This window comes from Azospirillum sp. P4_B5, from assembly GCF_056402275.1.
The window spans coordinates 57,310-81,904 of record NZ_JBFUHT010000027.1 but is presented as its reverse complement, the minus strand read 5'-3'; the positions used below and the strand labels follow the sequence as shown (position 1 = coordinate 81,904).

Annotated in this window: 20 protein-coding genes; 10 read left to right on the top strand and 10 right to left on the bottom strand. The window is 69.3% G+C overall.

What is annotated here, in order from left to right; genetic code table 11:
- From AC1DVI_RS20510 to AC1DVI_RS20500, 3 genes are all read left to right on the top strand, one after another.
- Entirely contained in the window at positions 1-921 is a 921-nt protein-coding gene (locus AC1DVI_RS20510) for a diacylglycerol/lipid kinase family protein (protein WP_476959544.1), read from the top strand.
- A 122-nt stretch (positions 922-1,043) separates the two neighbouring features.
- Positions 1,044-2,654 carry a hypothetical protein gene (locus AC1DVI_RS20505; RefSeq protein WP_476959543.1) on the top strand — a complete coding sequence of 537 codons (1,611 nt, stop codon included), beginning with the start codon at positions 1,044-1,046 and terminating at the stop codon, positions 2,652-2,654.
- Positions 2,655-2,763: 109 nt separating this feature from the next.
- Positions 2,764-3,255: an anti-virulence regulator CigR family protein gene (locus AC1DVI_RS20500; RefSeq protein WP_476959542.1), complete on the top strand. Its 492-nt coding sequence runs from the start codon at positions 2,764-2,766 to the stop codon at positions 3,253-3,255.
- Between the two features lie 38 nt (positions 3,256-3,293).
- Here the strand turns inward: AC1DVI_RS20500 and AC1DVI_RS20495 are convergent, their stop codons facing one another.
- The 5 genes from AC1DVI_RS20495 to AC1DVI_RS20475 all read right to left on the bottom strand — a co-directional run bounded on the left by AC1DVI_RS20495 (position 3,294) and on the right by AC1DVI_RS20475 (position 8,897).
- Positions 3,294-4,649: a TldD/PmbA family protein gene (locus AC1DVI_RS20495; RefSeq protein WP_476959541.1), complete on the bottom strand. Its 1,356-nt coding sequence runs from the start codon at positions 4,647-4,649 to the stop codon at positions 3,294-3,296.
- A 161-nt stretch (positions 4,650-4,810) separates the two neighbouring features.
- Positions 4,811-5,251, bottom strand: coding sequence for a DoxX family protein (locus AC1DVI_RS20490; protein WP_476959540.1), 441 nt, complete (start codon positions 5,249-5,251; stop codon positions 4,811-4,813).
- Between the two features lie 132 nt (positions 5,252-5,383).
- Entirely contained in the window at positions 5,384-6,508 is a 1,125-nt protein-coding gene (locus tag AC1DVI_RS20485; protein ID WP_476959539.1) for a DUF3616 domain-containing protein, read from the bottom strand.
- A gap of 40 nt (positions 6,509-6,548) precedes the next feature.
- Positions 6,549-8,060 (bottom strand): UbiD family decarboxylase, encoded by a 1,512-nt coding sequence (locus tag AC1DVI_RS20480; RefSeq protein ID WP_476959538.1) that lies wholly within the window; start codon positions 8,058-8,060, stop codon positions 6,549-6,551.
- Between the two features lie 177 nt (positions 8,061-8,237).
- Positions 8,238-8,897 carry a class I SAM-dependent methyltransferase gene (locus AC1DVI_RS20475; protein ID WP_476959537.1) on the bottom strand — a complete coding sequence of 220 codons (660 nt, stop codon included), beginning with the start codon at positions 8,895-8,897 and terminating at the stop codon, positions 8,238-8,240.
- Between the two features lie 249 nt (positions 8,898-9,146).
- Between AC1DVI_RS20475 and AC1DVI_RS20470 the strand changes: the two genes are divergently transcribed.
- Positions 9,147-9,878 (top strand): CHAP domain-containing protein, encoded by a 732-nt coding sequence (locus tag AC1DVI_RS20470; RefSeq protein ID WP_476959536.1) that lies wholly within the window; start codon positions 9,147-9,149, stop codon positions 9,876-9,878.
- A gap of 24 nt (positions 9,879-9,902) precedes the next feature.
- Here AC1DVI_RS20470 and ubiA read toward each other — a convergent pair whose 3' ends face one another.
- Positions 9,903-10,829 (bottom strand): 4-hydroxybenzoate octaprenyltransferase, encoded by a 927-nt coding sequence (ubiA, locus tag AC1DVI_RS20465; protein WP_476959535.1) that lies wholly within the window; start codon positions 10,827-10,829, stop codon positions 9,903-9,905.
- A 135-nt stretch (positions 10,830-10,964) separates the two neighbouring features.
- Here ubiA and AC1DVI_RS20460 point away from each other — a divergent pair, with 135 nt between their 5' ends.
- Both AC1DVI_RS20460 and AC1DVI_RS20455 read left to right on the top strand, forming a co-directional pair.
- On the top strand, positions 10,965-11,759 hold the full coding sequence (locus tag AC1DVI_RS20460; RefSeq protein ID WP_476959534.1) for a 16S rRNA (uracil(1498)-N(3))-methyltransferase: 795 nt from the start codon (positions 10,965-10,967) through the stop codon (positions 11,757-11,759).
- 81 nt (positions 11,760-11,840) lie between these two features.
- Positions 11,841-13,205 (top strand): glutamate--cysteine ligase, encoded by a 1,365-nt coding sequence (locus AC1DVI_RS20455; RefSeq protein WP_476959533.1) that lies wholly within the window; start codon positions 11,841-11,843, stop codon positions 13,203-13,205.
- Between the two features lie 151 nt (positions 13,206-13,356).
- On the opposite strand, the gene AC1DVI_RS20450 is transcribed toward AC1DVI_RS20455, so the two are convergent.
- Positions 13,357-14,511, bottom strand: a complete 1,155-nt coding sequence (locus tag AC1DVI_RS20450) for a pyridoxal phosphate-dependent aminotransferase (RefSeq protein WP_476959532.1) — start codon at positions 14,509-14,511, stop codon at positions 13,357-13,359.
- 19 nt (positions 14,512-14,530) lie between these two features.
- Positions 14,531-15,940, bottom strand: a complete 1,410-nt coding sequence (locus AC1DVI_RS20445) for a gamma-glutamyltransferase (RefSeq protein WP_476959531.1) — start codon at positions 15,938-15,940, stop codon at positions 14,531-14,533.
- Here AC1DVI_RS20445 and AC1DVI_RS20440 point away from each other — a divergent pair.
- From AC1DVI_RS20440 to AC1DVI_RS20430, 3 genes are all read left to right on the top strand, one after another.
- Positions 15,909-17,261 carry a M48 family metalloprotease gene (locus AC1DVI_RS20440; protein WP_476959530.1) on the top strand — a complete coding sequence of 451 codons (1,353 nt, stop codon included), beginning with the start codon at positions 15,909-15,911 and terminating at the stop codon, positions 17,259-17,261. The genes AC1DVI_RS20445 and AC1DVI_RS20440 overlap by 32 nt on opposite strands.
- A 122-nt stretch (positions 17,262-17,383) precedes the next feature.
- Positions 17,384-18,139: a DsbA family protein gene (locus AC1DVI_RS20435; RefSeq protein WP_476959529.1), complete on the top strand. Its 756-nt coding sequence runs from the start codon at positions 17,384-17,386 to the stop codon at positions 18,137-18,139.
- 21 nt (positions 18,140-18,160) lie between these two features.
- Entirely contained in the window at positions 18,161-18,772 is a 612-nt protein-coding gene (locus AC1DVI_RS20430; protein ID WP_476959528.1) for an HAD family hydrolase, read from the top strand.
- A gap of 12 nt (positions 18,773-18,784) precedes the next feature.
- On the opposite strand, the gene greB is transcribed toward AC1DVI_RS20430, so the two are convergent.
- Together greB and AC1DVI_RS20420 are read right to left on the bottom strand one after the other, a co-directional pair.
- A complete protein-coding gene (gene greB, locus AC1DVI_RS20425; protein ID WP_109067778.1) occupies positions 18,785-19,348 on the bottom strand; it encodes a transcription elongation factor GreB in 564 nt (187 codons plus the stop codon).
- 82 nt (positions 19,349-19,430) lie between these two features.
- On the bottom strand, positions 19,431-22,592 hold the full coding sequence (locus AC1DVI_RS20420) for an Rne/Rng family ribonuclease (protein WP_476959527.1): 3,162 nt from the start codon (positions 22,590-22,592) through the stop codon (positions 19,431-19,433).
- Between the two features lie 583 nt (positions 22,593-23,175).
- Here AC1DVI_RS20420 and AC1DVI_RS20415 point away from each other — a divergent pair.
- Positions 23,176-24,474 (top strand): N-acetylmuramoyl-L-alanine amidase, encoded by a 1,299-nt coding sequence (locus AC1DVI_RS20415; RefSeq protein WP_476959526.1) that lies wholly within the window; start codon positions 23,176-23,178, stop codon positions 24,472-24,474.
- Positions 24,475-24,595: the final 121 nt, after the last annotated feature.

Sequence of the window (24,595 nt, the reverse complement as noted above, 5' to 3'; positions counted from 1 at the left end):
GTGCCTGAGGCGTCCGGGCCGGCCGCGACGACCCGGCGGCGTCTTCTGGTGATTCACAACCCGGTGGCCGGCGCTCGCCGGGCGCACCGTCTGGGCGTCGTTCTGGAGTGGCTGGAACAGCGCCATGGGGCCGTGGTGACGCTTCAGGCCACCGGCGGGCGCGGCGACGCGGAGGCGATGACCCGCGCGGTGGTGCCCGGCGCCTTCGACGCGGTGGTCGCCGCGGGTGGCGACGGCACCATCAACGAGGTGGTCAACGGGCTGGGCGCGCGTGGACGCGGGGCGGCGACGCTTCCCCTGGGCGTCGTGCCGCTGGGCACCGCCAACGTGCTGGCCCATGAGTTGGGCCTTCCCCTGGATGCGGAGGGCGTGGCGCGGGTGCTGGCGGAGGGACGGGCGACGCCGGTGCATCTGGGTGTGGCGAATGGCCGCGCCTTCGCCATGATGGCCGGCGCCGGCCTGGATGCCCGCGTGGTCGAGCGGGTGGACACGCGGCTGAAGCGGCTGATCGGCAAGGGTGCCTACGCGGTGGAAACGCTGGCCCGGATCGCCGCGGGCGGCGGCGGCCCCTACCGCGTGGCGGTGGACGATGCGCAGCCGGTGGAGGTCGCCTCCGTCATCGTCGCCAAGGGGCATTTCTACGGGGGGCGCTTCGTCTGCGCGCCCGACGCCCGGCTGACCGAGCCGCGGCTGCACGTCTGCCTGTTTCCGCGGGCGGGGCGGGGGAACGCCCTGCGCTATCTCTGGGGTGTCACCGCCGGCCGGCTGCCGCATTTTCCCGATTACCGCATCCTGCCGGCGCGGCGTGTGATCATCGAAGGGCCGGCGGGGGAACCCGTGCAGGGCGACGGCGACGTGATCGCCCATTTGCCGGTGGAGATTGCGCTGGCCCCCTGGATCCTGCCGGTGCTGACGCGCTGACTACTGTTTTAAGAGTCCGTTAACAGGTGTCTTGAGAAAATTACTTTGGGAACATTCAATAAATACTTAGGTCTCTAAGGATTAAGGCCCCGCGGCCCAGGCGGGACCGCAAGGGGGAAGCCATGTCCACGTCGATCAACGCCCTGTTTTCGGCCACCACGGCCAGCACCACCGCGACCGCCACCAAATGGAAGCCTGCCGGGGGTGCCGCCGAGGCGGAGGGGACCTGGAAGGCGGCCTCCGACGCCGGGTCCTCCGCGGGCTCCGCGGCCCTGGCCGCCTTGAAAGGCGAGGACAGCGTGGAACTCAGCGGCTTGGCCAAGTCGCTAACCGGCGTGGCGGGCAAGGTCTTCGCGTCCATCGGCTCCAAGGGCCGCGCGATGCTGGAAGACTTCGTCAAGTCCGGCAAGATGACCGAGAAGGACGTGGCGCTGGGGCTGCGCCAAATGGCGACCAACGCCGTGAAGGACCGCTTCGTGAAGGAGCGGCCCCAGGATGAGGAGGACAAGGACTGGGCGGAGAAGGTCGGGGCGGCTGAAAAGGCCTTCAAGACCAAGACGGAACGCATGGGCAAGGCCATGTCGGCCCTCAACGAGGCGCGGACCGCCGCTTACGACGCCTTCGGGAAGGACGAGGACACCGAGGCGTTCCAAGCGGCGATGGCTCCGGCCAATGCTCTCTTCCGCGCTGAGTCGGCTGACATCGACCGTGAGATGATGGAGACCGTCGGTGGCGATCCGAACAAGATCAAGGGGGATGCCTTCAAGTATTTCGCGACGAAGGGAGAGGAGGCGTTCGAACAATTGGATTTCGGCGCGGAGGCGGAAGGCGGCGAGGGTGGGCTGTTATCGCCGGACAATGAGAAGGGAAAGGCCGCCGCCAAGCTTATGTATGACCTGGGCTTCGAGGGGAAGTTCTGGGCGAATGGTCTCGCGCAGTACGCCGCGGACGTGAACATTCCCGGCATCGGGCGCGGTGAGGTCGACAAGAGCTTCCCTGGGGGCAAAGACTTCGAACCCTCCGCCAAGGAGGAGGCCGAGGCCGCCGGCCTGCCGCCGCCGCCGACCACGGTGCTGACCACCAGCCAGACGCCGGGTCTCCAGGGCTTCGCGAAGGTCATACAGGACGCCCGGGACTCGCTGGACGCCAGCTACACGGCCATGGCGAAGGAAGGCAAGGGGGTGAACTTCTCCGACCCGACCGGAAAGGACGTGGAACGGCTGTTCGGCGGCTTCGACCGGCGCAGCCTCCACGCCATCGCCAGCAACAAGGACGGGACCTTCTCCAAGAACGAGCAGGAGGCGGCGCAATCCATCATGGCCCGCCAGCAGAAGGAGGCGATGGACGCCGCCGACCCTCTTGGCACCGACAAGGCCGCCGCCTACCGCGCCGGGGTGAAGTTCCTCGACGAGGCCAGCCAAGAGGAGAAGGAGTCCGTCAACTGGTCGGTCCAGCGGGCCGCGCTCCAGTACAGCTACGAGAAAACGGTTCAGGAAACCGGCGGGAAGATGGAACGGCTGGGCTACGGCAGTGCGCTGGCCTCGGTGCTGAAGGACGCGCTGGAGGCTCAGGGCGCGCAGACCGCCGACGTGATGAAGAGCATCAGTGGAAAGGCGATGGGTGGCGAGGGTACGGGCTACGTGACCGACCTGAAGAGCCTGTCGCTGTTCCGGGACTTCCTGCCCAACCTGTCGGTGCGCGGCGCCGGCGGGCCGATGAGCGTGACGGTCTGATATCCTGCCCTTGCCACAGGCCAGCGGCGGAGCTTGAGGCTAATCCGATGGGGGTAGGGCCGCGGGGTGCGCTGGCGGCTCACCTTCGGCAGGCAGGGGAATGCGGATCATGAGTAGGGATCGGATGCGGCACCGGAGTGGGCGTGCCGCGCTGGTGCTTCTGGCGGTGCTGTCCATCACCAGTCCAGCCACCGGCCCGGCGCTTGCGGACAAGCCCGACTGGGCCGGTGGTCCCGGCGGAGGGCATGGCAAGCCGCAGGGTGGGCCGCAGGGTGGGCCGTCTTACGAATCCCGGGGGCACGACTCCAAAGGGCGCGCCTCAGGAGGGTCGGTGTCCCGCGGCGAGGTGACGATCATTCGGGACTATTTCGTCGCCCATCCGGTCGGGGTGACGGCCCTGCCGCCGGGGATCGCGAAGAAGCTGGCGCGCGGCCAACCGCTGCCGCCGGGCATCGCCAAAAAAGCGGCGCCCGTCGATCTGCGCCAGCGGGTGCCGGTGTGCATGAACGGCTGGGAGTGCATCCTGGCCGGCGCGGACATGCTGATCCTGGACGCGGTGCACGGCACCATCGCCGACATCGTCCGCGGCGTGGTCCGCTGACACGAAGAGGAGGCGCCTTGCGGCGCCTCCCGTTGCGGTCACAGGCCCGCGATGGTCAACCCGTCGATGCGGATGGTCGGGGCGTCCATGCCGAAGCGCAGTTCCAGGTCGCTGGCGGGCTCCAGGTTCAGGAACATCTCCTTCAGATTGCCGGCTATGGTCAGTTCGGTGACCGGATAGGCGATCTGGCCGTTCTCGATCCAATAGCCGGCGGCTCCCCGGCTGTAGTCGCCGGTCACCCCGTTGACGCCCGTGCCCATCAGCTCCGTCACGTAGAAGCCGTTGGGGATCTCGGCCAGCAGCTCGTCGCGGCTCTTTGTCCCCGGGGCCATGTAGACGTTGGCCGGGGCCGGACCCGGCGGGCCGGAGGTGCCGCGCGCCGCGTGACCGGTGGTCGACAGGCCGAGCTGGCGGGCCGAGCGCAGGTCGAGCAGCCACGTGGTCAGGTGTCCGTCCTCGATCAGGTTGCGGCGGGTGGTGGCGATGCCCTCCGCGTCGAAGGGGCGGGAGCGCAAGCCGCGCTTCACATGCGGGTCGTCCACGATGGTGATGCCGGCGGCGAAAATCCGCTGCCCCATCCTGTCCTTGAGGAAGCTGGTGCCGCGCGCGATGCTCGGCCCGCTGATCGAGCCGGTCAGGTGGCCCAGCAGCCCGCGGGAGACGCGCGGGTCGAACACCACCGGCACCTTGCAGCTCTTGACCCGGCGCGGGTTCAGGCGGCGGATGGCGCGTTCGCCGGCCTCGCGCCCGATTGACGCCGGATCGCGCAGGTCGGAGCCGTAGACCTTGCTGTCATAGTCGTAATCGCGCTCCATCCCCGTGCCCGTCCCGGCGAGCACAGAGGCCGAGAGCGACTGCCGCGACACTCCGTAACTGCCGGTGAAGCCGTTGGATGCGGCGATGGCGATGGTGGAGCGGCTCCACCCCGCATCGGCGCCTTCGGAGTTGGTGACGCCTTCGACCGCCAGGGCGGCCTCCTCGGCGATGCGGGCGCGTTCGATCAACAGCTCCGCCGACGGCTCGGACGGGTCGCACACGTCGAGGTCGGGCAGCGTGGTGTAGATCTGCTCCGGGTCGGCGAGGCCGCAGAAGGGGTCCTCCGGCACCACGCGGGCCATGGCGACGGCGCGCTCCACCAGTTCGTCCAGCGCCTTGGCGCTGCGGTCGGTGGAGGAGACGATGGCCTGCCGCTTGCCGATGAAGACGCGCAGCCCCAGATCGCCCGACTCGGACCGCTCCAGCTTCTCCGTCTTGCCGAAACGCTGGCTCAGCGACAGGGAGGCGCTGTCGAACAGCACGGCATCGGCGGAGTCGGCCCCGGCGCCCTTCGCCTTGCGGATCAGATCGTCCAGCAGGGTCAGAACGTCAGGCTGCGAGGTGGTCGAAACGGGCATTACGGTCTCCGCTAGGTCTCCGGCTTGTCTAGCAAATGGGAGCCCGGAGAAGAAGAGGAAGGGGCATATCGCCTCAGGTCCGGTCCGTCCGCCGCATAAAAGCGGCGGAGCGCGGGGGGCTGGTGCCCGCCCACGCGCCGCTCGTCATGCTCGCTTCAGGGTCAGGCCAGCCGGCTCTGAAGGGCGCTGCGGCCGGCGGTCGGCAGCTTCAGGGCGAAGGCGCCGTCGCCCAGCAGGGCCTGCACGCCCAGCAGCACGGTCCAGAACACCGGGAACTCCCAGCCGCCGCCCTGGGCCGAGAAGACCCAGCCGTTGCCGGTGTGCTGGAGCGTCGCGCCGATCATGATCGGCAGCAGGGCCAGCGAAATCCAGCGGGTGAAGACACCGGCCACCAGCAGCAGGCCGCCGCCGATCTCGCCGAGGATGACCAGATAGGCGAAGAGGCCGGGATAACCGAGGCTCTCGAAGTAGCCGACCGTGCCGGCGATGCCGAAGGTGAAGACCTTCAGAATCAGTCCGTGGGCGATGAACAGAAGGCCCAGGCTGACGCGCAGCAGGAAGGCGGCGTAGGGGGCGGTGCGGTTGTCGATGGCGGCGTTCATGGCTTGGTTTCCTTGTCTCAGCGTGGTGCCCCGCGGCGGGGCCGTTGTCGTCTGAGGCCAAGAATAGCGATGTGCGTTTCTGGGATAATCTGCTTAGTTATGCACTAATTGTTGCGTGAAGGAGAACAACGTTCACGCCCGGAAGGCGTTGGCCGGATCATAGCGGGAGGGCAGGGCGAACAGGTCGGCGGTGGTTCCGGCGCCGTGAAGGCGGGCCTTGGACGGGCTGTCATAGACCACCAGAAGGGCGGGCGGGGCGCCGTCGCGGCGGACGCAGGCGATGCCCTCCGCGTGGTCGTCGCCCTTGCCGTAGGGCAGGTTCAGCAGAGGAACCAGCCGGTCGCGCGGGATGACGGTCTCGTGGGTGATGGACAGAGCGTCGGTCCAGCGCCACACGGCGACGGGACCGTCGAGGTCCATGGTCGGCCCGGCCAGGATGACCAGATCCTCCCCGTCGAAGGTCAGTTCGCGGATGCCCAGCCCGTCCAGATCGACGAAATGCTTGCGGTACTTCTCGCCGTTCGGCCCGATGGGGCGCAGCCGCAGGCGCTCCTCGACCTCCGGGTGATCCTCCACCGCCAGTTCCAGGATGCAGGCCCAGCCGCGCAGCACCGGACCGCGCAGCCCCAGCCAGACCCGGTCGCCATGGGCGGCCAGCCCCTCCACGTCGAAGCCGTTCTCCTTGGCGGGCACGGCGACGAAGCGGGCCAGATGCTCGTCCTCAGCCAGCGCTTTGGTCAGCGCGTTGCCGCCCTTGCGGAACTTCAGGCAACCGGCCGTCCGCTTCCCGTCGCGACGGACCGGGGTGAGGCGCCCGTCAGCCTCGGTGACCAGCGGGATGCGGCCGAGCAGGAAGCGGTTGGGGTCGCAGCGCACCTCGGTCAGCCGCTCCAGCGCCTTCTCGGCGCTGTTCTCCTCGCGCCCCGGCTTCCTGCGGGCCAGCGCGTGGGAGCCGGTGACCCACAACCAGCCGTCGGCGATGGCCATGCCCTCGATGTCCGCCTCGTCCTTGCCCGGTTCGGACTCCGGCAGGGCAAGGAAGTCCGCCAAGAAAAAGACGGCGTCCTGTCGGTAGACGGTGCCGCCCTCCTCGGCCGCCAAATGGACGACCTGAGCGCCCTCGTCCGACGCCACGAACAGGTTGCTTCCCGCCCGCTCGGCCACCGACAGGTCCCCGGCGGTTTCGCCGCCGTCGCTGAAGATCAGGCGGACGGTGGCGATGGGGCTGGCGATGGGATGGGCGGCGTCGCTGGGCATGGCGGGACTCCTTGGAAAAGGCGGGACGTCCCTTAACGCCTCATTTCCAGATCGGGGTCCCGCTGCCCGGAAGACCGTAGGACGCCCATTTGCGCGACACCTCGTCGACCACGCCCTGGTCCATGCGGATCTTCTGGCCCCATTCGCGCTTGGTCTCCGGCGGCCATTTGTTGGTGGCGTCCAGCCCGACCTTGCCGCCCAGGCCCGACTCGGGGCTGGCAAAGTCCAGATAGTCGATGGGGGTGCCCTCGATCACGGTGATGTCGCGGGCCGGGTCCATGCGGGTGCTCATCGCCCACATCACGTCCTTCCAGTTCCGCGCGTCGATGTCGTCGTCCACGACGATCACCCATTTCGTGTACATGAACTGGCGCAGGAAGGACCAGACGCCCATCATCACGCGCTTGGCGTGGCCGGGATAGGCCTTCTTCATGCTGACCACGGCGATCCGGTAGGAGCAGCCTTCCGGCGGCAGCCAGAAATCCACGATCTCCGGGAATTGCTGGGTCAGCAGGGGGATGAAGACCTCGTTCAGCGCCTCGCCCAGCACCGACGGCTCGTCGGGCGGGCGGCCGGTGAAGGTGGAGAGGTAGATCGGGTTGCGCCGCATGGTCATCGCCGTGACGGTGAAGACCGGGAAGGGCTCGACCGAGTTGTAATAGCCGGTGTGGTCGCCGTAGGGCCCCTCGTCGGCGTACTCGTCCAGGCTGACATGGCCTTCCAGGATGATCTCGGCCTGGGCGGGCACCTTCAGCGGCACCGTCTTGCAATCCACCAGCTCGACCTTCTTGCCGCGCAGCAGCCCGGCGAACTGGTATTCCGACAGCGTGTCCGGCACCGGCGTGACGGCGGCCAGGATGGTGCCGGGATCGGCGCCCAGCACCACCGCGCAGGGCAGCGGTTCGCGCTTTCCGCTGGCCTGCCAGCGGTGATGGTGCTGCGCGCCGCCGCGGTGCTTCAGCCAGCGCATGATCGTCTTGTTCTTCCCCAGCACCTGCATCCGGTAGATGCCGAGGTTGAAGTCGTCCTCGCGTTTGCCGGTCGGTCCCTTGGTGACGACCAGCGGCCAGGTGATCAGCGGCGCCGGCTCGCCCGGCCAGCAGCTCTGCACCGGCAGGCGGCCGAGGTCGATCTGGTCGCCGGTCAGCACCACCTCCTGGCAGGGGGCGGAGCCGACGGTCTTCGGCTTCATCGACAGCACGGTCTTGGCTAGCGGGATCAATTCCATCGCCTCGCGGAAGCCCCCCGGCGGCTCCGGCTGCTTGAGGAAGGCCAGCGTCTCGCCGACGCCGCGCAGATCTTGCGGCTCGCGGTCCATGCCCCAGGCGACGCGCTCCACCGTGCCGAACAGGTTGACCAGCACCGGCATCTCCGAGCGGGTGCCGTCGGCCTTGATGACGTTCTCGAACAGCACCGCCGGGCCGCCTTCGGCGAGCAGGCGGGTCTGGATTTCGGTCATTTCCAGCGCCGTGGACACCGGCTCCCGGACCACCACCAGCCGCCCGGCCTTCTCCAGCCGGTCGATGAAGTCACGCAACGAGGTGTAGGGCATGGTCGAGGGTCCGTTCGGATGCGATGGGGTCGGATCGAAAGAGGGCGCTTAGCATCGGCCTGGACGGCGCCGCGTCAAGGGGTGAGGCGCAGCCTCAGGCGGGTTCCTTCACGCTGCGCAGGGCGCGGCGGACGATGCGGCGTGTGGCGCCCTTGCGCGGAGCGGTCGTGGTCATGCTCAGGCCTCCGGCAGCAGGCGCCAGATCACCGTTTCGCGCATCTCGCGGTCCTCCAACTCAAGGGAAGTCGGGACGCTGTACTGCGCGACCCGCTCGATTCCGCTGAGCGGGACATAGGCGCGGCCCGGATCGCCCAGCAGGACCAGCGTGCCGGTTGCGGCGATTCCGCGCAGCCAGCCGGTCACCCGGTCGGCCATCGGCTTCTCGTAGCAGACGTCACCCGCCAGAACGACGTCGATGCCGGGCAGGGGGCGGTCCACGAGATCGGCGCTGACCGCCTTCACGTCGACTCCGTTGGATTCGGCGTTCAGGGCGATGGCGGACAGGGCGAAGCGGTCGATGTCGCAGGACTGGACGCGCGCCGCCCCGGCCATCATCGCGGCGATGCCGACCAGCCCGGTGCCGGCGGCGAAATCCAGCACCGACTTGCCCGCGACCAGCTCCGGCCGGTCGAGGACGAGCCGCGCCACCGCCTGACCGCCCGGCCAAGCAAAGGCCCAATAGGGCGGCGGTACATTGGACTCCTTCAAAGAATCCTCCGTAGCCTCCCACAACGGCGTGATTTCCGTCGCCAGATGCAGCGCGATTTCGGGCAGCAAAGGAGTCCGCGTTACGACCGTGTTGGAGCGGATGAAGTCGATTTGAGAAAAGTTGTTCATAACTGGACTCTCACCGGAGCTGCGCGGGGATGGATGATCTATCCACAACCGGTTTTGGTTACATAATTCAAACGGAGTAGACACACCTGCTGTCCCGTGTTACCCGTTCGAAAGGAGAAAAACAAAGGTCATGGGGTCGATATGCGGTCGAAAGGGATTGCACTCTGCGCTTCGTTCGCGGCGTTCATCGCCCTCAGCCCGTTCGTCATATCCAAAGCCCAGGCCCAGGACGGGGATTGCGTCCGCACGGTGCGCTCCATATCGGATTTCGACATCCGGGGCGATGCCTGGACGTGGTGGAACACCGCCGCCAACCAACAATATGAGCGCGACCAGCGTCCGACGCTCGGCTCCGTCCTCGTCTTCAAGCGGTCGCAGCGGCTGGGCCGCGGCCATGTCTCCCTGGTCAGCCACATCGTCGACCGCCGCACCATCGAGGTCGATCACTCCTGGCTCGACGGCCGTGGTCTGCGCCGCAACATGCGCGTGGTCGACGTGTCGCCGCGCAACGACTGGTCGGCCGTCCGCGTCTGGCACGAGCCGTCGGACCAGCTCGGCCTGCGCGTCTACACCACCTACGGCTTCATCCTGCCGGAGGGCGAGGAGGCGGAGATCCGTCAGGCCGACTCCCGGGGTGCCGGCATCGGCAGCACCTTCGCCGTGGCCCCGCAGGGCCGCTCCACGCCCAAGTCCGCCGCTGGGCCGCGCCTGATGGAAGCCTCCCTGAAGGGCCATGCCGTCGCCGTTCCGGGCCGCAAGCCGCAGGTGCTGACCGCGTCCCTCACCCTCTCCGGCAAGGGCGCCGCCGCGAAGACGGCTCAGCCGGTGCTGGCCGCCGCCGTGCTGCCGGCCCGCAAGCCGACCCAGCCGGCCGCGCAGAAGGGCGTCGAGATGGTGGCCTCCACCGAGGGCATCCGCGCGGTTCTGCCGCCGCGCAAGCCGGGCTCCGGCGACAGCACCGTCGCCGAGCTGTCGCGCTGATCCCCCTCCAAGTTCTCCACCGCCTCAGATCTTTCCGGCCAGGAAGGCGACCAGCACCAGCCAGCCGAACCAGCGGTTCGACTTGAACTTCTTCAGGCAATCCGTCTGATCGTCGGGGTTCCAGGTCGCCACCTGCCAGGACAGTTGCAGCGCGGCCAGCGAGAGCAGCGGCAGGAACAGCCCGCCCAGCCCGGCCAGACGCCCGGCGATGCCGATCCCCACGAAAGTCAGCGTGTAGAAGCCGTAGATCCAGATCTTGCTCTGGTCGCCCAGCCGCAGGGCGGTGGACTTCACGCCGATTCGCGCGTCGTCCTCCTTGTCCTGGTGGGCGTAGATGGTGTCGTAGCCCAGCGTCCAGACGATTCCCGCGGCGTAGAGCGCCAGCGCGGGCCATTCCAACTCGCCGCGCACCGCGGTCCAGCCCATCAGGGCGCCCCAGTTGAAGGTCAGCCCCAGGAAGGCCTGCGGCCACCAGGTGATGCGCTTCATCAGCGGGTAGGTGAAGACCAGCACCAGCGACAGCACGCCCAGCCCGATGGTGAGCGGGTTGAACTGCACCAGCACCGCCAGCCCGATCAGAAGCTGGACGGCGAGGAAGGCCAGCGCCTGTTTCACCGACACCTGCCCGGAGGGGATCGGCCGCGTCCGCGTGCGCTCCACCATCGCGTCGAAGTCGCGGTCGAGGATGTCGTTCACCGTGCAGCCGGCCCCGCGCATGACCACGGCGCCGATCGCGAACAGCGCCATCAGCCAGAGGTCGGGCAGCGGTCCCGACCCGGCCAGCGCGATGCTCCACCAGCCGGGAAACAGCAGCAGCCACGTGCCGATGGGCCGGTCCAGCCGCGCCAGCCGCAGATAGGGCCGGGCCGCCGCCGGGGCGAAGCGGTCGATCCAGTCGCCGCGCCGGATGTCGGTGAAGTCGCCGGGAGCGGGGGAGGCGGGGCTGGTCATGGCGGACTCGGGGATAGGGAGTGGAGGAAGCCGGGGGCAAGGTAGCGGCGGGGGTGGGTCCCCGCAAGGCTGGGCCGTTTCCGCCCCGGAGCGTTATCGCTATAGTCGGCGCCGCACACCGGAGACCTTTGCGCCATGTCAGACCAACCGAAGACCCGCCTCTATGTGGACAGCCCCCTCGGCGAGGGGCAGGCGGTGGGGCTTGATCCCGAGAGGGCGCATTTCCTGCGCCATGTCCTGCGGCTCGACAAGGGCAACGTCGTGGCCGTCTTCAACGGGCGGGACGGCGAATGGCTGGCCGCCATCGACGGCTTCGGCAAAGGCTGGTGCTCGCTCACCGTGACCGCGCAGCGGCGTCTCCAGGCGGCCGGGCCGGACCTCTGGCTGCTGTTCGCCCCGATCAAGCGCGGGCGCATCGATTTCGTGGCGGAGAAGGCCAGCGAACTGGGCGTGTCGCGGCTGTGGCCGGTCTTCACCCGCCGCACCGACCCCAACCGCGTCAACACCGACCGCCTGCGCGCCAACGCTATCGAGGCCGCCGAGCAGTCGGAGCGGCTGACCGTGCCGGAGATGGCCGACCCGCTGCCGTTGGACAAGGCACTGGCCGGCTGGCCGGCCGAACGTACGCTGTACCTGTGCGCCGAGGCCGGGAACGTACGCCCCATCGCAGAGGCCGTCCGTGCCCGTCCGCGCGGTCCCGCCGCCTTCCTGATCGGGCCGGAGGGTGGCTTTGCGCAGTCCGAACTTGACGAAATTTGTAAACTACCCTTTGTTGTTCCCGTCGGTCTGGGGCCCCGCATTCTTCGGGCCGACACGGCGGTGGTCGCGGCGCTCGCCTGCTGGCAGGCCCTTGCGGGGGACTGGACGGCGGACGGAGGCGACACCCGACCGCCCTTCCGCGCGCCGGCCGACCCCACCGTCGGGGAGTAAGGGCCGCTCGACGCGCCGCTGTTCCGAAGCGGGCCGTTTGATTCGTTGGCCAGTTTAGACTTTTTGAAAGCGGGAGCTTCCATGTCCGCACCTCCGCAGACGCGTGGTGAACCGATCACCGACCGCCGCCAACTGGCGGCCTACCTGGAATCCGGCAACAAGCCGGCCGACCAGTGGCGCATCGGGACCGAACACGAGAAATTCGCCTACCGCGTCTCCGACCACCGGCCGCTGCCCTACGAGGGGCCGGACGGGATCGGCGAACTGCTGACCCGCCTGCAGCGCTTCGGCTGGGACCCGGTGGAGGAGAAGGGCAACCTGATCGCCCTGACCCAGGGCATGGCGAACATCACGCTGGAGCCCGGTGGGCAGGTGGAACTGTCCGGCGCGCCGCTGGAGACCCTGCACCAGACCTGCGCCGAGGTGCACCGCCACCTCGAGCAGGTGAAGGAGATCGGGGGCGAGTTGGGCATCGCCATGATGGGCCTCGGCTTCCAGCCGAAATGGCGGCGCGACGAGATCCCCTGGATGCCCAAGGGCCGCTACAAGATCATGGGCGACTACATGCCCAAGCGCGGCAATCTCGGCCTGGACATGATGATGCGCACCTGCACCGTGCAGGTGAACCTGGACTTCGCGTCGGAAGCCGACATGGTGAAGAAGTTCCGGGTCAGCCTGGCGCTTCAGCCCATCGCCACGGCGCTGTTCGCCAACTCGCCCTTCACCGAGGGCAAGCCGAACGGCTTCCAGAGCTTCCGCAGCCACATCTGGACCGACACCGACCCCGACCGCACCGGCGACCTGCCCTTTGTGTTCGAGAACGGCTTCGGGTTCGAGCGGTACGTGGACTATCTGCTCGACGTGCCGATGTACTTCGTTTACCGCGACGGCACGTACATCGACGCCTCCGGCCAGTCCTTCCGCGACTTCATGCAGGGTCGCCTGCCGGCGTTGCCGGGCGAGGTCCCGCTGATCACCGACTGGGCCGACCACATGACCACCTCCTTCCCCGAGGTGCGTCTGAAGAAGTATCTGGAGATGCGCGGCGCCGACGGCGGGCCGTGGCGCCGCCTGTGCGCCCTGCCGGCCCTGTGGGTCGGGCTTCTCTACGACAGCCAGGCGCTGGATGCCGCCTGGGACCTCGTGAAGGGCTGGACGACGGAGGAGCGCGCCCACCTGCGCGCCGAAGTGCCGCGCCACGCCCTGCGCACCCCCTTCCGCGGCCGCACGGTGCGGGAGGTCGCGCTTGAGGTGCTGGAGATCGCCCGTGGCGGTCTGGCCCGCCGCGCCCGCAACGACAACTGGGGCGACGACGAGGCGCATTTCCTGAACACGCTGCTCGACATCGCCGAGTCCGGCCAGACCCCCGCCGACGAGCTTCTGGCGAAGTTCAACGGCCCCTGGGGTGGCAGCGTGGACCCGGTGTTCAAGGAATACGCGTACTGAGAATGGAGCCCTCTCCCCCCTGGGGAGAGGGTTGGGTGAGGGGGCGTTACGCCCGGTAGGGCGGATGATATTTGTTAAGCTTGGCGCGCCTTCGGCGCCCCCTCATCCTAACCTTCTCCCCAGGGGGGAGAAGGGATAGGGCAACGACTCCTTACTTCTTCCAGGCGATCAGCCGCCGGGCCGCCTCGGCAATGGTCTCCTCCGAGCCGGCAAAGCTGAAGCGCACGAAGCGGTGGCCGCGCGCCGGGTCGAAGTCGACGCCGGGGGTGCAGGCGATGCCCGTCTCCGCCAGGATGCGCTTGCAGAAGGCCTCGCTGTCGTCGGTCATCTCCGTCACGTCGGCGTAGATGTAGAAGGCGCCGTCCGCCGGAGCCAGCTTGTCGAAGCCGGCCTTCGGCAGCTCCCTCAGCAGAAGCTCGCGGTTGCGGGCGTAGCGGGCGACGTGGCCGTCCAACTCCTCGGTGCAGGCGAAGGCGGCGACCGCGGCGGCCTGCGACAGGCTGGGGGCCGAGATGAACAGGTTCTGGGCGAGGCATTCGACCGAGCGGATCAGGTCGTCCGGAACGATCATCCAGCCGAGCCGCCAGCCGGTCATCGAGAAGTATTTGGAGAAGCTGTTCACCACCAGAGCGCTCTCGCTGACCTCGGCGGCGGTGACGGCCTCCGGCCCGTAGGTCAGGCCGTGGTAGATCTCGTCGGAAACGAGCCGCACGCCCTTGGCGTCGCACCAGTTGGCGAGCGCGGTCAGCTCCTCCCGGCTCAGCATCGTGCCGGTTGGGTTGGCCGGGCTGGCGACGATCAGGCCCTGGATGGGCGGATCGAGTTGTTCCAGCAGGTCGATGGTCGGCTGGAAGCGGTGCTCCGGCCCGGTCGGCAGCTCCACCGGCTCGACCCCGATGGCGGTCAGGGTGTGGCGGTAGGCCGGGTAGCTGGGCGAGGCCATGGCCACCCGGTCGCCCGGATCGAAGGCCGCCAGGAAGCCGAGCTGGAAGGCGCCCGAGGAGCCGGTGGTGACCACCACGCGCCGCTCCGGCACGTCGATCCCGTAACGGTCGCGGTACCAGCCGGTGATGGCCGCGCGCAGCGCCGGGATGCCCAGCGCCCCGGTGTAGCCCAGCACGTCGGCGTCGAGCATGCGGTGGGCGGCCTCCAGCACGCCCTTCGGCGCGCCGGTCGAGGGCTGCCCGACTTCCATGTGCAGGACCTCCAGGCCAGCGGCCTCGCGCTCGGCGGCGGCGCGCATCACTTCCATGACGAAGAAGGGCGGGATGGCGCCCCGTTTGGAGACTTTGGGTGCTTTGCTCATGATTCCAGACTTTTGTGCGTCAACGCTCGGTTTCGACCAGGATGCCCAGGGCATGGGCGCGCGGGTCGGCGGCGAGCTGGCATTCCTTCCAGCCGCTCTCCATCGAGGTCTGGCAGGTGACGAAGGTGGCGCGGCCCGGCCCGCTCGCGGCGCGGCTGACGCGGATGGCGGCGCCGGCCTCCTTGTCGAGCGCGGCGGGTAGGGCCGCGGTCAGCAGGGCGGCGGGAGCGGCGGCGGGGCCGTCGTTGCCGGCGGCGCTGGCCGCCCCGGCGAACTGGGTGCGGCCGACGATGGCGTTGGTGAGCAGGGCGGGCGCGCCGAAGCCGGCGCCGTCCACCCCGCGGGCGGCCAGCAGGCCGGTGCCCGGCACCATGCGGCCGGTGCCGAAGGGCCCCCCCATGGTGAAGGAGCAGGCGACCCCGTTCTCCTCGTGGTCGATCACGACGAGTCCGGCGCCGGGCGCGGAAGCGCCGCTGCCGGTGGCGCCCAGCGCCTGGGCCACGCGGGCCGCGCGCTGGTCGGACGGCAGGTCGGCGGCGGCCTTCCAGGCGGCGGTCAGGGCGGCGCCGTTGTTGGTCTCGGGAAGCTGGGCGAAATGCATCGACACGATGCCCAGCGGAATGGCCGCGGTTCCGGTCCAGCGCGGCTGGAAGCCGCGGACCGCGGCGGGGTCGATGGCGGCGGCCTGAGCCACCGCCCCACCCAGAGCCCCGCCATACATCGCGGCGATGCCGCTGCGGCGCACCTGCGACAGGCTGGCGGCCAGCTCGGGCTGGCTCAGCGCCGCACCCTCGGCCAGCGGCGCGCCGGTCGGCAGGAAGACTCGGCGCGCCTCCGGGTCGGTGGACAGGCGGGCCGCGGAGTCGGCGAGGTCGCGCGCCAGCGCCCGGCTGACCGGGGTGGACCGGGCGAGCTGTTCGGAGGGAACCACCGCCTGCTCCCAGCGCATCGCCCCGGTGGAAGCCTGGAGCGCGTAGACGCCGCGCAGGAAGCCGGGCAGGGCGGCGCCGCGGGCGCCAGCGGGCCGGGGCAGGAAGTCGAGCGTGCGGGTTTCCTTCTTCGCCGCGTCGAACACCACGCAGACGCCGCCGCCGGTCATCCCGACGCGCGATGGCAGGGTGACGGCCATCGCCATCGCCATGGCGGTGGCGGCGTCGCCGGCCTTGCCACCCTGGGCGATGATGTCGCGCCCGATCTCCGCCGCGCGCGGCTCGTCGGCCGCGACGAAGTTCTGGGACGGGGCGTTGGTGCGGTATTTCGTGTTGACGCAACCGCCCACCAGCGATGCGGCTATGGCAATCGCGCCCAACCCTTGCCAGATTCGGCGGGTGGAATGGGACGCCCGGCCCGGCATCTTGACCGGCTGCCCGGTGTCCCGGTGTGCGGAGGAAGAAACGGTGCGCAAGCCCAGCAGGCTGGTTTCGGTCATCGCCATGTTTGCCGTGATGGTTCTTTCGTGGTCGCCGCCCGCGGGCGCGCAACGGCGCCAGGAGATGCAGTTCCTGAGCGACGCCGAGACGGAACATATCATCCGCGGCATGGCGCGGCCAATCTTCCAGGCCGCCGGCATCGATCCGGACGCGGTGAACATCGTCCTGGTCAACGACAACACCATGAACGCCTTCGTCGCTGGCGGGCAGAACATCTTCCTGCACACCGGCCTGCTGCTGGGGCTGGAGGACGCCGGGCAGCTCATCGGCGTGATCGCCCACGAGACCGGCCACATCGCCGGCGGCCATCTGGTCCGCGGGTCCGAGGCGATGGAGAACGCCTTCCTGTCCTCGCTGATCGGCATGGGCATCGGCATCGTCGGCGGCATCGCCGCGGGCAACGCCGGGGCCGGTGCGGCGGGCGTGATGCTGGGCCAGCATCTGGCGGAGCGCAACTTCCTGTCCTTCTCGCGCAGCCAGGAATCCTCGGCCGACCAAGCGGGCCTGTCCTATATGGAGCAATCGGGCATCTCGGCGGAGGGGCTGGTGACCTTCCTGGAGAAGTTGGGCGCCGCCGACGACCCGCTGCTGGTGGACCGCGACGCCGGCTACCGCCGCACCCACCCGCTGACCCGCGAGCGCATCGAGACGGTGCGCAATTTCGTGGAGCGGTCGCGGGCCGGCAGGAAGCCGGTTCCGGCGCAATGGAACGAGGAGTTCCACCGCATCCAGGCCAAGCTCTACGCCTATCTCGACCCGAACGGGGCGCTGCGTCGCTACAAGGCGGACGACCCGTCCTTCGTGGCGCGCTACGGCCGGGCCTACGCCTATTTCCGGCGTGGCGAGGTCCGGCAGGCCCTGCCGCTCGTCGACGGGCTGATCGCCCAGGAGCCGAAGAACGCCTTCCTCTATGAGATGAAGGGCGACCTGATGCTGCAGAACGGGCGGGCGGTGGACGCCGCCGCTCCCTACCGCAAGGCGATCGAGCTGGAACCGGACGCCGGCAGCATCCGCGTCTCGCTGGCCCATTCGCTGATGGAGCAGAACGACGGCCGGCTGGCCGACGAGGCGCTGCGCAACCTTCAGGTGGCGTCCAAGACGCAGGCGCAGTCGGCCTTCCTGTGGCGGCTGATGGCCCAGGCCTGGAGCATGAAGGGCAACGCCGGCATGGTCGCCTACGCCACCGCGGAGGAGGCCTTCGCCCGCGGCGACAAGCCGATGGCCCGCTTCCAGGCGGAGCGGGCGGAGAAGCTTCTGCCCGCCGGTTCCCCCGGCTGGCTGCGCGCCCAGGACATCCGCGGACTGGCGGGCGGCAAGTGAGCCTCCTCCGTTCGCGCGCCCTCCGTTTGCGCGGTGCACAGCCGTCTTGCCTGACCCCGCCGTCCGGGTCCACAGTATCGCCCCGATTCGCGCCGTTTTGGCTCCCCACGAGAGAGTTCGACATGACCCGCTTCCGCCCCGCCGCCCTGGCGCTCGCCGCCGCGCTGGCCCTTCCGACGGGGCTGCTGGCCCCCGCCCTCCAGGCTCAGAGCCCAATGGACGACGCGCAGCGCAAGGCCGTCGAGGAGGTCGTGCGCGACTACATCCTGAAGAACCCGGAAATCATCCTGGAGGCCGTGGACTCGCTCCAGAAGCGCCAGAAGCTGGCCGAGGAGCAGAAGGCCAAGGCGGCGCTGGCCGACAACAAGGCCGCGCTGTTCCAGAACCCCGCCGATCCGGTGGCCGGCAACCCCAAGGGCGACGTGACGGTGGTCGAGTTCTTCGACTACCAGTGCGGCTACTGCAAGGCCGTGCAGGCCGACACCGAGCGCCTGATCAAGGACGACGGCAAGCTGCGTTTCGTCTTCAAGGAGTTCCCGATCCTCAGCCCGGCCTCGCTGACCGCGGCGAAGGCGGCGTTGGCCGCCCGCGGCCAGGGCAAGTATCTGGAGCTTCACAACGCCCTGATGGCCCACCGCGGCCAGCTCGACGACGACGTGATCCAGCGTCTGGCCAAGTCGGTCGGGCTGGACACCGACAAGCTGAAGAAGGACATGAACAGCCCCGACGTGTTGAAGGTCATCGCCGCCAACCAGGCGCTGGCCGAGGAGCTGGGCATCCGCGGCACCCCGGCCTTCGTCATCGGCGACGAGCTGGTCCCCGGCGCCATCAAGCTGGACCAGATGAAGGACCTCGTCGCCGCGGCCCGCAAGGGCTGAAGGCTGGGACGGGATTTGATGATGACCAAGCCGTCCACCGTCGTGTTCGACATCGGCCAGGTGCTCATCGAATGGGACCCGCGGCATCTCTACCGCGAGCTGTTCGACGGGTACGAGGACCTGATGGAGGACTTCCTCGACAACGTCTGCACCCCCGCCTGGAACCTGGAGCAGGACCGTGGTCGCCCGTGGGACGAGGCGGTCGCCGTCCTGACCGCCGAGTTTCCCGATTGCCGCGAGCTGATCCGCGCCTACCACGAGCGGTGGGAGGAGATGGTGCCCGGCCCCATGGCCGGGACCCCGGAGATCCTGATGGAGCTGAAGCAGCGCGGGACGCCGCTCTACTCCATCACCAACTTCTCGTCGGAGAAGCTGGCGCTGACCCGCAGGCGCTTCGATTTCCTGAACGTCTTCGACGGGATCATCGTGTCCGGCGACGAGGGGCTGGTGAAGCCGGACCCGGCGATCTTCCAGCTCCTGCTGGATCGCTACGGCTTGTCGGCGGCAGATTGCTGCTTCATCGACGACAGCCCCGCCAACGTCGAGGCCGCGCGCGCCATTGGCATGACGGCGCACCGTTTTTCCGGCGCCGCCAGCCTGCGCGCCGAACTGGAGGAGCTGGGGCTTCTGTAGCCCCAGCCTTTCCTACGCCGCGTCGCCCGGATAGCGGATGGCGACGACTTCGATCTGCTCCAGTCCGGCAGGGGTGCGCAGGTCCACCACGTCGCCCTCCTGCGCCTTCAGCAGGGCGCGAGCGATGGGCGAAATCCAGCTCACATGGGCGCGGTCCATGTCCACCTCGTCGGCGCCGACGATGGTGACGGTGTTCTCCGTCCCGTCTTCCCGCGCGTAGGTGACGGTGGCGCCGAAGAACACGCGGTCGCGGTTCTTCTGGAGCGTGGGATCGACCACCTCCGCCGATTCCAGCCGCTTGGTCAGAAAGCGGATGCGCCGGTCGATCTCGCGCAGGCGCTTCTTGCCGTAGATGTAGTCGCCGTTTTCCGAGCGGTCGCCGTTGCCGGCCGCCCAGGACACCACCTCGACCACCTTCGGGCGCTCGACGCGCAGCAGCGAGCGCAGTTCCTCCTGCATGCGCTGGAAGCCTTCGGGCGTCATGTAGTTCTTCACGCCCTTGGGCAAGGGTTTGGGATCGTCGGCCTCGTCGTCGTCGCCGGCGGAGTCGTTCTCCCGGGTGAAGGCCTTGCTCATGATCGGGACCCTTCGCGGTTTCCTGGAAAAGGAAAAGGCGCCGCGAGGCGCCTTTTCCAGTCTTTACGGCGATGAAACGCGCTTAGCGGTTCCACCAGCCCCGGCGCGGCTTGCCCTCCGGAGCGGGGTTCGCGCTGGCCGGCTCATTGGCCGGGGCCGGGGCCGGGGCTGGGGCCGCCGGCGCCTCGCTGACCGCCGGAGCGGGCGCCGCCTCGACGGGAGCGTCCGCCGCGGTCTTGCGCTTGCGCGCCGGGCGCTTCTTCGCCTCCTCGGCGACCGGAGCCGCAACCGGAGCCGGAGCGGGCGCCGCCTCGACGGGAGCGTCCGCCGCGGTCTTGCGCTTGCGGGCCGGGCGCTTCTTCGCCTCCTCGGCGACCGGTGCCGCAACCGGCGCCGGGGCAGGGACGGCCTCGACGGGAGCGGTCTTCGCCTTGCGGCTGCGCGACGGCTTGGCCGGCGGCGGAGCGGTTTCCTCCGGAGCGGCGGCCTTGGCATCCTTGGCGGCACCCTTGGCGGCGCCCTTCGCAGCGCGCTTCGGCTTGGCGGGGGCCGCTTCCGGCTCCGCCGTCACTGCTTCGGCCGTTTCGGCGGCGGTCGCCTTGGCGCGGCCACGGCGCGGCTTGCGGGCCGGAGCCTCCTCCGCCACCGGGGCGGCCTCCTCGGCGGCCGGAACCTCCGCGGCGGTGTCCGCCGTGGTTTCCGGAGCGGTCTCGGCGGCCGCCGCGCTGGTCAGGACCCAGTCGAACTCGACCGGTTCCATGTCCGCCGGCAGTTCCGGCGGGTTGACGGCGCGGCCGGCCTCGACGGCGGTCGGGAAGGACTCGGTCTCCACCTCGCCCTCGACGCCGTCGCCGGGCAGGCCCTCGCCGGCCTCCAGGCCTTCGCGCTGGCGGGACCGCCGGCGACCACCGCGCTTGCCGCGGCGGCGCTTCTTGCGTTCGCCGTTGCCATCGCCGTCGCCGTTCGGCTCGAACGCATCGGCGCCGTCGTCCGCGTCGGACGCGGCCAGGTCGGCCTCCTCCTCTTCCTCGTCCTCGATGTGGGCGGGACCGACATCGACGTCGTTGATGACGAACTCCGGAGCCTCGATCTGGGCGCGCTCGATCGCTTCCTCATCGATCGCCGTCTCGTCGGCGTCGGCAGCCTCCGCTTCGATCTCGTCACCCTCGGCCGTCTCGTCGGACGCTTCGGCGGCCTCGCCGAACGGCGCGCGGCCATCCTCGCGGTCACGCCCGCGGCCACGGCGGCGGCGGCGGCGGCGGCGGCGGTCGCCCTCGCTTTCCCCGGCGGCGTCGGCACGCTCCGTAACCTCGGCCTCGACGGCCTCGACGACGGGCGCCTCCTCCTCGGCCTCCTCGGCCTCGGCGGCCAGGATGCGGTCGGTCTCGGCCAGGACGCGCTCGGCGCTGACCAGCGGCACGTCGTCCTCCGGCGTGCGGGCCCTCACGCGCTCAAGCCGCAGGTCCGGCGCGATCAGCGTGTCGTCGGCCTGGACCATGACACGGAACCGGTAGCGGTCCTCGATCTTGGTCAGCTCGCCGCGCTTCTGGTTGAGGATGTAGAGCGCGATGCGGGACGGCACGAAGACGGTGATCTCCGACGACCGCTTGCGGATGCCCTCCTCCTCGATGGCGCGCAGCACGTGCAGCGAGGCGGATTCCACCGAGCGGATGACGCCGGTGCCGGAGCAGTGCGGGCAGCGCTCGAAGTTGGTTTCCAGCAGCGACGGGCGCAGGCGCTGGCGCGACAGCTCCAGCAGGCCGAAGGCGGAGATGCGGCCGAGTTGGATGCGCGCCCGGTCGTTCTTCATCGCCTCCTTCAGGCGGCGCTCCACCGCGGCGTTGTTGCGGGGCTCCTCCATGTCGATGAAATCGATCACGATGAGGCCCGCGAGGTCGCGCAGGCGGAGCTGGCGCGCCACCTCGTCGGCGGCTTCGAGGTTGGTCTTGTAGGCCGTTTCCTCGATGTTGCGCTCGCGCGTCGACTTGCCCGAGTTGACGTCGATGGAAACCAGCGCCTCGGTCGGGTTGATGACGATGTAGCCGCCGGAGCGGAGCTGCACGACCGGGCTGTGGATCGCGTCGATCTGCGTTTCCACCTGATAGCGGTGGAACAGCGGGATCGTGTCGTCCTGGTACTGCATGACGCGCTTGGTGTGGCTCGGCATCATCATGCGCATGAAGTCGCGCGCGGTGTTGAAGCCGGCCGAACCTTCCACCCAGATCTCGTCGATGTCGTCGGTGTAGAGATCGCGGATCGAGCGCTTGATGAGGTTCGCCTCCTCATAGATGAGGCAGGGCGCGGAGGACTTCAGCGTCTGGACGCGGATGTCGTCCCACAGGCGCAGCAGATATTCGAGGTCGCGCTTGATTTCCTGCTTGGAGCGCTCCAGCCCCGCGGTGCGCAGGATGACCGCCATGCCTTCCGGGATGTCGAGATCGGACAGGATCTCCTTCAGGCGCTTACGGTCGGCGGGGTTGGTGATCTTGCGGGAGATCCCGCCGCCGCGGCCCGTGTTGGGCATCAGCACGCAGTAGCGGCCCGGCAGCGACAGGTAGGTGGTCAGCGCCGCGCCCTTGTTGCCGCGCTCCTCCTTGGTCACCTGGACCAGCATGACCTGCCGGCGCTTGATGACTTCCTGGATCTTGTAGCTGCGCAGCGGGCGGGCGCGGCGGCGGTGGGCCTCCTCGACCTCGTCCCCGCCGATGACGTCCGGGCTCTCGGCCGGAGCGGCGCCTTCCGGAGCCTCATCCGAGTCCGCGGCCTCGTCCGAACCGCCATCCGAACCGCCATCCGTGGCGAAGGCCGGGACGTCGCCTTCGAAACCGTCGCCCTCGGCCTCCGCGTAGGAGCCGGGCATGGGAGAGACTTCCTCCTCCACCTGCTCCGGGCGGATCGGCTCGGCCATCACGGCGCCGTCGGCGGCGGCCTCGGCGCGGGCCTCGGCCTGCTCCTCCAGCCGGCGTTCCTCGGCCAGCAGGGCCTCACGGTCGGCGATCGGGATGCGGTAATAGTCGGGATGGATTTCCGAGAAGGCCAGGAAGCCGTGGCGGTTCCCGCCATATTCCACGAAGGCCGCCTGGAGCGACGGCTCGACCCGGGTCACCTTGGCAAGGTAGATGTTGCCCTTGAGTTGCTTCCGGGTGGCGATCTCGAAATCGAGGTCTTCGAGTCTGTTCCCATTGACCACGGCAACCCGGGTTTCCTCCGGGTGCGTGGCGTCCACCAGCATGCGCTTGGCCATACAAGATCCCCATGACGCCCCAGGCCGCCCGCGCGACGGTCAAGCCGCCGGGGCGCGTCATCGTTGTGAGCGAAGCCTGCGGAACCGGCCCCTAACCCGTCGAACGGCGCTGACGAAGCAGCCAGGACGGGTCGGGCTTCGGCCTCCGGGTTACGGCCTTGCGGCCGGCACCAGCTTCGAGGTTTCGTCCCAATCCACCGGCAACCCAGAAGCGTCACGCCCCGGACCGCGCCCGATGATGTAAATTTCGGCCGTGGGGGTCCGCGGGCGACGCCCACAGTCACCCCGGAGAGAAACCTCTCGGAAGAGTGGCTGGTGGGTCGCGGTATGTCGCAGAGCTACCATAGACAAGCACGAAACCATGCACAACGTGGAATTCGGCGAAAGTTGCGGTCCACCGCATCCGGTTCGGCGGCATTCCACCGGGAAGGGAGCGAAGCGGGGCAGTGTTGCACGAACGGCACCCTCGCCGACAATTCCGCCACGCCACTGGAAACCACCGTTGAGCGCCTTGATTCCGCTGCGCTATAGCTGACCGCTGGCTTTGGCCGGTTTGTGGTTTCTGGTGGAACGGATGCCCCGATTGCTCGCGATTGTCGCTGCGCTGGGCGCCCTTCTGGGGGCGGCCGTCCTGCCGTGCGCCCCGGCGCAGGCCCAGACCACCGCGGCGCTGCCTTTTCCGCCGCCGGTGCAGGAGCGGGCGTCCGTGCTGAACGCGCGGCTCGGCCTGCATCCCGACAAGACGCGGCTGGTTCTGGAACTCACCGACTCGGTTCCCTTCACCGTGTCGGTGCACGGCTCGCCTTACCGCGTCGTCGTCGATCTGCCGGACGTGAGCTGGCCGGGCGGCAACACGGTGATGGCGGGCAAGGGCGTGGTCGCCCGCTACCGCTTCGAAGGGCGCGACGGCGGCGCTTCCCGCCTCGTGGTGGAAACCGACGGGCCGGCGCGGGTGGTCGAGTCCTACCTCATCCCGCCGCGTGACGGCTTCAAACCGCGCTTCGTCCTGGATATCGCCCGCACCACCCCGGCGCAGTTCGCCGCCTCCCCCCCGGTCGCCGTGACCACCGGGACCGCTTCGGTGAGCCGCGAGGCGGCTCGCCCGCCGGCGAGGAAGGACCCCATCGTGCCGGTCGCCGCGGCCCTGCCGCCGCCGGTCCCGCCGCGGGCGGCGCCGGTTCCGGAGAAGCCGATGATCGTGGTGGATCCCGGCCATGGCGGCGTCGATCCCGGCGCGGTCGGGGTCGGCGGGGTCTATGAGAAGGACATCACGCTGGCGATGGCGCGGGAACTGAAGCGCCAGTTGGAAGGTTCGGGCCGCTACCGGGTGCGGCTGACCCGCGACAAGGACGTGTTCATCCGCCTGCGCGACCGCGTCGCCATCGCGCGGGAGGTCAACGCCGACCTGTTCCTGTCCCTGCACGCCGACAGCATCGGTTCCGCCAACATGCGCGGCCTGTCCATCTACACCCTGTCCGACCGAGCGTCCGACCGCGAGGCGGAGATGCTGGCCGCCAAGGAGAACCGGGCCGACGCGCTAGCCGGCATGGATCTGTCCTCCGAGAACGATCTGGTGGCCTCGATCCTGATCGACCTCGCCCAGCGCGACACGATGAACCACTCCAAGCGCTTCGCCAACATGGCGCTGGAGCATCTCGGGCGCGAGGTCAAGCTGATCCCCAACAAGCCGCACCGGCAGGCCGGCTTCGCCGTCCTGACCGCTCCGGACATGCCGTCCGCCTTGGTCGAGATGGGCTATCTGTCGAGCCCCCAGGACGTCAGCCTGCTGAGCAAGTCGGCTCACCGCGAGAAGCTCGGCCGCGGCATGGTCCGCACCATCGACGCCTATTTCAAGTGGCTGACCGGGGCGCAGAAGAGCTGAGAACCGCCGCTCGGCACCAGCCATGCGGGCGGAGGCTGGCGGGCATACGCGCCTCCCGGTCACCACTTTCTTGCATGCGCCTTGTGGCCGTCACATTTTCCTGACATGGCTGCGAGGGAGT